Annotated in this window: 5 protein-coding genes; all 5 read left to right on the plus strand. The window is 65.2% G+C overall.

Features of this window, described 5'->3' with window-relative positions; genetic code table 11:
• The first annotated feature begins 14 nt into the window (after positions 1-14).
• Positions 15-2,798: a S9 family peptidase gene (locus PCA_RS07865; protein WP_219918618.1), complete on the plus strand. Its 2,784-nt coding sequence runs from the start codon at positions 15-17 to the stop codon at positions 2,796-2,798.
• Positions 2,798-3,922, plus strand: coding sequence for a PLP-dependent cysteine synthase family protein (locus PCA_RS07870; protein WP_181302036.1), 1,125 nt, complete (start codon positions 2,798-2,800; stop codon positions 3,920-3,922). The genes PCA_RS07865 and PCA_RS07870 overlap by 1 nt, the downstream gene beginning before the upstream one ends.
• Positions 3,923-3,996: 74 nt before the next feature.
• Complete coding sequence (locus tag PCA_RS07875; RefSeq protein ID WP_181302037.1) at positions 3,997-6,021, plus strand: M3 family metallopeptidase; 2,025 nt, start codon at positions 3,997-3,999, stop codon at positions 6,019-6,021.
• Positions 6,018-7,376 carry a 3-deoxy-7-phosphoheptulonate synthase gene (locus PCA_RS07880; RefSeq protein WP_181302038.1) on the plus strand — a complete coding sequence of 453 codons (1,359 nt, stop codon included), beginning with the start codon at positions 6,018-6,020 and terminating at the stop codon, positions 7,374-7,376. Before PCA_RS07875 ends, PCA_RS07880 begins: the two co-directional genes overlap by 4 nt.
• 54 nt (positions 7,377-7,430) lie before the next feature.
• A complete protein-coding gene (locus PCA_RS07885; protein ID WP_181302039.1) occupies positions 7,431-8,909 on the plus strand; it encodes a leucyl aminopeptidase in 1,479 nt (492 codons plus the stop codon).
• The last annotated feature ends 160 nt before the right edge of the window (positions 8,910-9,069 follow it).

Below are 9,069 nucleotides of genomic sequence, written 5' to 3' on the forward strand. Positions count from 1 at the left end.
GAAACGATCCTTCCTTGAAGCTGCAGATCATGGAGCGGCTTCGTGCCGCCGAGGCGGCGGGCAATTGGGTCGCACGCTCGGCGTGCTGGACCGGCGAAGCCGGCAGCCTGGTCGGTACCGCGCTGCGCGGCGAGGACCTGGATGCATGGGAAGACGACTTCGGGCTGCCCAAGTGGCTGGCCGTCGCGATCGATCACGTCCTGATCGCGGCGCCTTCCATCGAAGACGGAGTCCGGAGAGGTATCGAGATCATGGCGGCGCTGCCGGTGGGCGTCGACCTGCAGCGTGCGGCAAGTCGCATCGTGCTGGACTTCCTCGATGGCAAACAGTTCGGAGCTGCAGCCGTGGTGACGGATGCGCGACTGCGCCAGGTGATCCACGAGGTTGCCGCTCTGCACCAGCAACGCTTGAAGGGCGATGCGGTCGCGCCTGCGCAATGGCGTCAGGCCCGGCGCAACACGACCGCCTTTGCCGAAACCACGGGGTTGACGGAGTATGACGCCGAGGTCGCCTTGTGCGTCGAGGCAGCTGCCTGGGACCCTGCGACGTCGCGGACGCTGGTGACGGACACCTTCCATCGCTGGGCCATGGCCATGATGGCGGCAATGAAGGCCCGGAATGAATGGAAGGGCCCGGACAGGGATCGTATGCAGGCGCTACTCAGCCAAGTTTACGGCGAGGCCAAGGCGGAGGCAGGCGACTCCGGTGCGCGCATCGACGTCTTTGCCGAGCTCAGGCGGCGGCACCCCGATGAGTGGAGCATCCTGAAGTCGCACATCGATCTGGACCACGCGCAAACCAGGGAACGAACCATCGAGAGTTGGCTCGAGCTGGGCAACATCCTGGAGAGCGCGGTCAGGGAACCATGCGAGGGCGCACCGCCGCTGATTCCCCGGGCACACCTGTTCGCCAATCCGGCACGCGCCGGTATTGCCATAAGCCCCGATGGGCAGTGGCTGGCGTGGCTGTCCAATGCCAGCGGCGTGATGAACATCTGGGCCGCGCCGGCCCATGCGCCGGGTGACGCCCGCCAGCTCACCTTCGACCGCCATCGCGGCCTGCAGGGCTTCAGCTGGACCTACGTGCCTGGCCTCCTGCTCTATTCGCAGGATCGCGACGGCGACGAGAACTGGCGGCTCTTCGGCGTCGACGCATCGAACGGAATCGCGCGTGAACTCAGCCCCTCGGCACCAGGCGTGCGCACCAGCATCCAGGGCATCAGCCGGGTCCGGCGCGACGAAGCACTGGTCACCATCAACCAGCGCGACCCGCGCTATCCCGATCTCTACCTGCTGGATCTGAAGAGCGGCGCACTGACGCTGCTCGAACAGAACCCCGGTTTCTCGGGTTACATGGCCGACGAGGAGTTTTCGGTACGACTGGCGGGTCGGAGCATGCCCGATGGCGGCAGCGAGCTACTGTGCCGGAATGCGGACGGCGAGTGGGAGGAGTGGATCTCGCTTTCACCGGACGACGCGCGCAATTCCGGCCCCACCCATTTCAGTGCCGATGGCAAGACGCTCTATTTCCGGGACAGCCGCGGCTGCGACAAGGCGGCGCTGACAGCCATCAACATCGAAAGCGGTCACCTGACCGTGCTGGCGACGGACGCCAAGGCCGATATCGGCGACGTGCTCAGCGACCGCGTCGATTATCGGCCGCTCGCCTATGGCGTGCTGTATGACCGGTACAGGCTGCACGTGATCGACGAGAGCATCCGCGCGGACATCGATTACCTGGATGCGCAGGACATCGGCGAATGGCACCGTGGCAGCCGCACGGAAGACGACATGTTCTGGGTGATCAATGCCTCGTCGGACATCCGCCCGAACGCCGCTTATCTGTATGACCGTTCCAATCGCGCGCTGACGAAGTTGCTCGATCTCCGCCCCGAGCTGGCGGGCGCGCCGTTGGCGCGCATGCAATCCGCGGTCATTCCGGCCCGGGATGGCCTGGAGCTGGTGTCGTACGTGACGCTGCCCGTGGGTCAGGAGGAGGGCGAACTTCAGTCTCGTTGCCCGCTGCCCCTGGTGCTCATCGTGCATGGCGGACCGTGGGCACGGGACAGCTTCGGCTACAACACCATGCATCAATGGTTGGCCAACCGTGGTTACGCGGTGATGAGCGTCAACTTCCGCGGCTCCACGGGTTTTGGAAAATCATTCGCCGTCGCCGCGGACGGCGAATGGGGCCGGAAGATGGACGAGGATCTGGAAGACGCCGTCCAATGGGCCATCGATCGAGGCCTGGCCGACCCGGCGCGCTTGGCGATCTTCGGCGGAAGTTATGGCGGCTACGCCGTGCTGTCGGCACTGACCCGCTACCCCGAGCGCTACGCGTGCGGCATCGACGTCGTCGGCCCGTCCAATCTGGAAACGCTGCTGGCCTCGATTCCTCCCTATTGGGAGGCGGCGCGAGCAGCGCAATACCGCGCCATCGGCAATCCGGAAACGGAGGCCGGGCGGGCGCTGCTGCATGACCGTTCGCCGCTCCATCGCGCCGCCTCGGTGCGTTCGCCCCTGCTGATCGCCCAGGGAGCCAACGATCCGCGGGTCAAGCAGGCCGAAGCCGAACAGATGGTGGCCGCGCTCAAGCGCAACGACATTCCGGTGACCTACGCGCTGTACTCGGACGAGGGCCATGGTTTCATCCGCGAAGCCAACCGCATGTCGTTCAACGCCTTGTGCGAAAGCTTCCTGGCCCGGCATCTGGGCGGCCGCGAGGAGCCATGGTCGCCGGAGGATTTCCCTGGAACGTCCTTGAAGATCGTCGAGGACGACGAGCGCAGGGCAGCGTGATGCAGACCGGTGTCTCCACAGCCGGGCAACGCGAGTGGGAGTCGGCCTCGATCGCGAGGATCAAGGCCGACTTCAACCGTTCGGGCGACACGCATCTGATCCCCGTTCCGCTGTCGGGATATCCCGGCATCGACGTCTACCTCAAGGATGAGTCCAGTCATCCCACAGGCAGCCTCAAGCACCGGTTGGCGCGCTCGCTGTTCCTGTACGCGCTGGCCAATGGCTGGTTGCGCGAGGGCACACCAGTGATCGAGGCTTCCAGCGGTTCGACGGCAGTGTCGGAAGCCTACTTCGCGCGCCTGCTCGGGTTGCCGTTCATTGCGGTGATGCCGGCCACGACATCGCCGGAGAAAATCGCCGCCATCGAATTCCAGGGAGGCCGCTGCCACTTCACCGAGCGCGCTCGCGATCTTTACGGCGTTTCGCAGCAGTTGGCCCGGGATACCGGCGGCCACTTCATGGACCAGTTCACCTACGCCGAGCGGGCCACCGATTGGCGCGCCAACAACAATATCGCCGAGTCGATCTTCCGGCAGATGGCGGCGGAACCGCATCCCGTGCCCGACTGGATTGTCTGCAGCCCGGGCACCGGGGGCACCGCGACCACGCTGGGGCGCTACGTCCGCTATTGCGGCCACCCGACCAGGGTTTTGTGCGCAGATCCGGAAATCTCGGTGTTATTCGACTACTACCGCAGCGAATGCGCCGGGGCGGCCGATCCGTCGCTGGTGCTGGAGCAAGGATCGCGCATCGAGGGAATCGGCCGCCCGCGCGTCGAACCGAGCTTCATCGCCGGTTGTGTGGATGCGATGGTCAAGGTACCCGATGCATTGTCGCTGGCCGCCATGCGCCACGTCAGCGCCGTGCTCGGCCGCCGGGTCGGCGGTTCCACTGGCACCCAGTTCGTCGGCGTGCTGCTCGCGGCCCGGAAGATGTACGAAGAAGGCCGCATGGGCTCCGTCGTGAGCATCCTCTGCGACAGCGGCGACCGCTACACGCACAGCTACTACGACCCCGACTGGTATGTGCGCCAGGGCATCGACATCGATGCAGCCGATGCACAGTGGATGCGCGCGTTGCAGGGCGATCCACTGCGCGGCTTGCAGGTTGCAGGCGTGCTTTGAGCCCCGCGCGATTTCCCCACGCCGGTTGGCAGTGGCCGCCGGTTTTTTTATTCATCGAGTGACGAAGCACCACCATGACCAACCCCTTGCTCGACTTCTCAGGCCTGCCCCATTTCGATGCGGTGACCCCAGACCACATCACGCCGGCCGTGGAGCAGTTGATCGCCGAGGCCACGGAGGCCATGACCCGTGCCGAAGCAGTGGCGCCCGTTGCCTGGGACAACCTGGTGGTGCCGCTGGAAGCGGCCACCGAGCGTCTTGGACGCGCCTGGGGTGTGGTCAATCATCTCCAGTCCGTGGTCAACACGCCGGCGTTGCGCCAGGCTTACAACGAGAACCTGCCGAAGCTCACGGCGTTCTGGACACGCTACGGGCAAAACCAGGCCCTGCATGCCCAGTACCAGGCCCTGGTGCGTTCGCCGGAATACGCAGGTTTCGACCCGGTGCGCCGCCGTGTCGTCGAGCTTGTCCTGCGCGATTTCCGCCTCAGCGGCGTTGCCCTGGCGGACGCCGACAAGCTGCGCTTCAGCGCCATCCGTCAGGAGCTGTCGACGTTGTCGGCGACCTTTGCCGAGCACGTGCTCGACGCCACCGATGCATACGCCCTCTACATCGACGACGAGGCCGAGCTGGCCGGCGTGCCAGCCGACGTCATCGCCGCTTGCCGTGCGGCGGCGGAAAGGGAAGGGCGCAGCAGCTACAGGCTCGGCCTGCAGATGCCTTGTTATCAGCCCGTACAGGTGCACGCCGAGAACCGCGAGCTGCGTCGCACGCTCTACCTGGCCAGCATCGTGCGCGCCTCCGACCTGGGGCCGGCCGAGCACGACAACGGCCCGCTGATCGAACGCATCCTCGCGCTCCGCACGGAACTGGCCAAGCTGCTGGGCTTTGCCACTTACGCGGAGTGTTCGCTGGCCACCAAGATGGCCGACAGCCCCGAACAGGTACTGGCGTTCCTGCAGGATCTGGCCGTGCACGCGCTTCCTTATGCACAAGCCGAACGGAGAGAGCTGGAGGCATTCGCGCGCGATGCGCTTGGCCTCGATGCGCTGGAGCCGTGGGACATCTCCTGGGCCAGCGAAAAACTCAAGCAGGAGTCCTATGCGTTCTCGCAACAGGAAGTGAAGCGCTATTTCACCGAACCAAAGGTGCTGGCTGGGCTGTTCGAGGTGGTGCAGACGCTCTATGGCCTCCGTTTCGTACCCGACGAAGCGCCGACCTGGCACCCGGACGTGCGCTTCTATCGCCTCGTCGATGCGGACGGCCACATGCTGGGGCAGTGCTACATGGATCTCTACGCGCGCGAGGGCAAGCGCGCCGGCGCCTGGATGGACGTATGCCGCAACCGCAAGCGCGACGGCAGGGGCTTGCAGACGCCGGTGGTCTATCTGGTCTGCAACTTCGGGCGTGGCGTCGACGGGAAGCCGGCCACTTTCGATCACCGCGAAGTCGTCACCCTGTTCCACGAGACCGGGCATGCCTTGCATCAGCTGCTGACCGAGGTTGATGAGCTCCGCGTTGCCGGTATCGCCGGCGTGGAGTGGGACGCGGTGGAATTGCCCAGCCAATTCATGGAGAACTTCTGCTGGGAGCGGGAACACGTGCTCGGCATGACTGCACATGTCGAGACCGGCGAGCCCCTGCCGAGCGCATTGTTCGATCGCATGCTGGCGGCCAGGAACTTCCAGGCGGGCATGTTCACCGTGCGCCAGCTCGAATTCGCGTTGTTCGACATGCGGCTGCACAGCGCTTTCGATCCGGCGAACGACAGCGTGCTGGCATTGCACCGGCGCGTACGCGAGGAGGTTGCGGTCAATCCGGCACCCGACAGCGACCGCTTTCCCTGCCAGTTCAGCCACATTTTTTCCGGCGGTTACGCAGCCGGCTACTACAGCTACAAGTGGGCGGAGGTGTTGAGCGCCGATGCCTACGAGGCCTTTGCCGAGGCTCCCCAGCGGACAGGCGAAATTGGTGCGCGATTCCGCCGGGAAGTGCTTTCGCGAGGCGGCAGCCGCCCGGCCATCGAGAACTTCCACGCATTCCGCGGCCGCGATCCGGAAGTGTCCGCGCTGCTGAAGTCGAGCGGCATGACGGCATGAACCCTGGTGCGGGCGTCACGGCAAGCCATGAGGCGTGGACGCCCCGTGGCTGGCGTACATGCGCGCCAGCGTGTGTGCCCGACTACGCCGACGCTGCGGAAGTAACGGCGGTCGCCGCCCAGGTAGGGGCGTTGCCGCCGCTGGTCACCTCCTGGGAGATCCTTGCGCTGAAGCGGAGGCTTGCGGAGGCTCAGCAGGGGTGCGGATTCCTGCTTTCGGGCAGCGAGTCGCTGGAACATTTCTCGGGTTCACGGGCAGACACGCTGGCCAACCGCCTCAAGGTCATGCTGCAGATGAGCCTGCTGCTGGCCCATGGCCTCCGACAGCCCGTCATCCGGCTGGGAAGCTTTGCGGGGCAATATGCCTGCATCCAGAAGGGTGGGCCGGATGGCGTTGCGTGTCGCGGCGACATCGTCTCGGTGGACATGGCATCTGTACCGGACCCTCATCGGATGCTGGATGCACATGTCCATGCCGCTCTTTCGATGAACTTCATCCGGGCCTTGATCGATGGTGGCTTTACCGACATCGGCCAGCTCAAAAGCTGGAACCTTGCCTGGGTGGAGAAGTCGGCGTCGTCACCGGATTCGCGCGCGCCGATCGAAGCCCTGCAGGATGCCCTGCAGTTCATGAAGGCATGGGCGGATTGCGAGCCCAACGACATGGGGCGGGCGGAGCTCTACTTTTCGCACAACGCGCTGTTGCTGCCGTACGAGGAAAGCTGCACGCGCCAGGTTCCCAGACACCCCGGGTGGTTCAACCTGTCGACCCACCTCCCATGCCTGGACCCCCACGTTGCGCACAACCATGGTGCACACGTCGAATATCTGCGTGGCCTGGGCAACCCTGTGGCCGTTCATGTGGGACCCCGCATGAAGCCCGCGGAGTTGCTGGGGCTCATCGATATCCTGAACCCAGGCAACGCGTGCGGGCACCTGGTCCTGATCCACCACATGGGAGTGTCGGCGATAGACGAGGCATTGCCGCCTCTCCTGCGCGCAGTGCACCAAGCCAAGCGGCAAGTGCTGTGGGTCTGTGACCCCATGAGCGGCAACACCGTGCCTGCCGGAAATGGATGCATCACGCGCCATTTCCAGGCGATCCGAGAGGAACTGGCACGGGCAACGGCATGGCACGACGCCGAAGGTACGCATTTGGGCGGCATCCATCTGGAACTGACAGGCGAGGACGTACGCGAGTGCGCCGAAAACACGCCCGATGATGGAGCCTCCGGGTCATTCCTGCCTGCGGACTCGTCGCTGCTGCCGCGGTTGAACTACAGGCAGTCGCTGGAAATCGCCATGCATGCCGTGCGGCTGCAGCGCGACAAGCCGGGCGTCGCGGCGTGTTGCTGAAAAGAAGCACGCCCCCAATACCTGGATCCCTTCAAACATCTGGATACCGCGTCCATGAAGATCGAACTGCAACGTGCATTGTCGGATGAAGATCTCCTCCAATACCCCTGCGACTGCCTTGTCGTGGGTATCGCCGCGGAGGAGGGCGGTGCATCGCAGACCTTGCTGACGTCCATCGACCAGGCCAGCGACGGCTTGCTTGCACGGCTCCGCAGCGAGCGGGAATTGCCGCGCAAGGCCGGGCAGACGTTGCTGCTCCATGCCGTCGCCGGGGTGGCTGCCAGGCGACTTCTGCTGGTTGGCCTGCAGGATGTCGGCACCGATGATGCCATCAGGTTCCAGAAGGCAGCCCGGGCAGCGGCCGCTGCCATCATGGGCAGTCGCGCGGTGTCGATCGCATGGATGGTGGGCAATACGTCGGATCGGCTGATGCTGTCGGTACTGGCGCTGCAGGAGGCCGATTACCGATGCGACCACTACCGGAAGGTGGAGGAGAATCCGCTGGAGCGCACGGCGTGCCTCTTTACGGCCACCGATGATGTATCGACCCAACGGCGCGTGGCAGAAGCCGTGGCCATCGCCCATGGCGTGGCCCTGGCACGGGACCTCGGCAACGCGCCGGCCAATGTCTGCACGCCCACCTATCTCGGCGATGCGGCGAAGGCCCTCGCGCAACACTCGGCATGCGAAGTCGAAGTGCTGGGCCGTGAAGAGATCGGGAAGCTGGGCATGGGGGCGTTCCTGGCCGTTGCACGCGGTTCCGCGGAACCGCCGCAACTGATCGTCGTGAACTACCGTGGCGGACAGGACGGCTCCGCGCCGATCGCCCTGGTGGGGAAGGGCGTCACCTTCGATTCGGGCGGCATCTCGATCAAGCCGGCCGAGGCCATGGACGAGATGAAGTACGACATGGGCGGCGCAGCCAGCGTGCTGGGCGCCTTGCATGCCTGCGTGGAACTGAAGCTTCCGATCAACGTGGTGGGCGTCATCGCCGCCTGCGAGAACATGCCGGGCGGCAATGCGCTCAAGCCGGGCGACGTGATCCGCAGCCTCTCGGGCAAGACCATCGAGGTGCTCAACACCGATGCCGAAGGGCGCCTGATCCTGTGCGATGCGCTCACCTATGTGCAGCAGCGCTTCTCGCCGGCCTTGACCATCGACCTGGCGACGCTGACGGGCGCGTGCGTGGTCGCACTCGGCAACGTGCACAGCGGGCTATACGCCAACGACGACACGCTGGCCACACAACTGATGGCGGCGGGAACCAAGGTTGGCGACCGCGCCTGGCGGATGCCGCTCGATGACGATTATCAGGAACAACTCAAATCGTCCATCGCCGATGTCGCCAACCTTGGCGGCCGCACGGGCGGAAGCATCACGGCAGCGTGCTTCCTCTCCCGCTTCGTCGAAGGCAAGTGGGCGCACATGGACATCGCCGGCACGGCCTGGAAGGGCGGTGCGAACAAGGGTGGCACCGGGCGACCGGTATCGCTGCTGGCGCAATTCCTCGTTGATGCGGCGGCGCCTGTCTGAACGTTCAGGGGAGGTCGCACAGCGCGATCCACCGATATACGACAGCGACCAATATCTGAGGTCATCGAAGCATGCATACCGAAAAGCACACCCGCCTGCTGATCCTCGGCTCCGGCCCGGCCGGCTACACCGCCGCGGTGTACGCCGCGCGCGCCAACCT

The organism is Rhodanobacter sp. PCA2, from assembly GCF_013620825.1.
GTDB lineage: Bacteria > Pseudomonadota > Gammaproteobacteria > Xanthomonadales > Rhodanobacteraceae > Rhodanobacter_A.

What these genes read in the sequence shown, in the direction of transcription:
- PCA_RS07870 (WP_181302036.1), top strand. Translation starts at nt 2,798, where the DNA reads ATGCAGACCGGTGTCTCCACAGCCGGGCAACGCGAGTGGGAGTCGGCC.
- PCA_RS07875 (WP_181302037.1), top strand. Translation starts at nt 3,997, where the DNA reads ATGACCAACCCCTTGCTCGACTTCTCAGGCCTGCCCCATTTCGATGCG.
- PCA_RS07880 (WP_181302038.1), top strand. Translation starts at nt 6,018, where the DNA reads ATGAACCCTGGTGCGGGCGTCACGGCAAGCCATGAGGCGTGGACGCCC.
- PCA_RS07885 (WP_181302039.1), top strand. Translation starts at nt 7,431, where the DNA reads ATGAAGATCGAACTGCAACGTGCATTGTCGGATGAAGATCTCCTCCAA.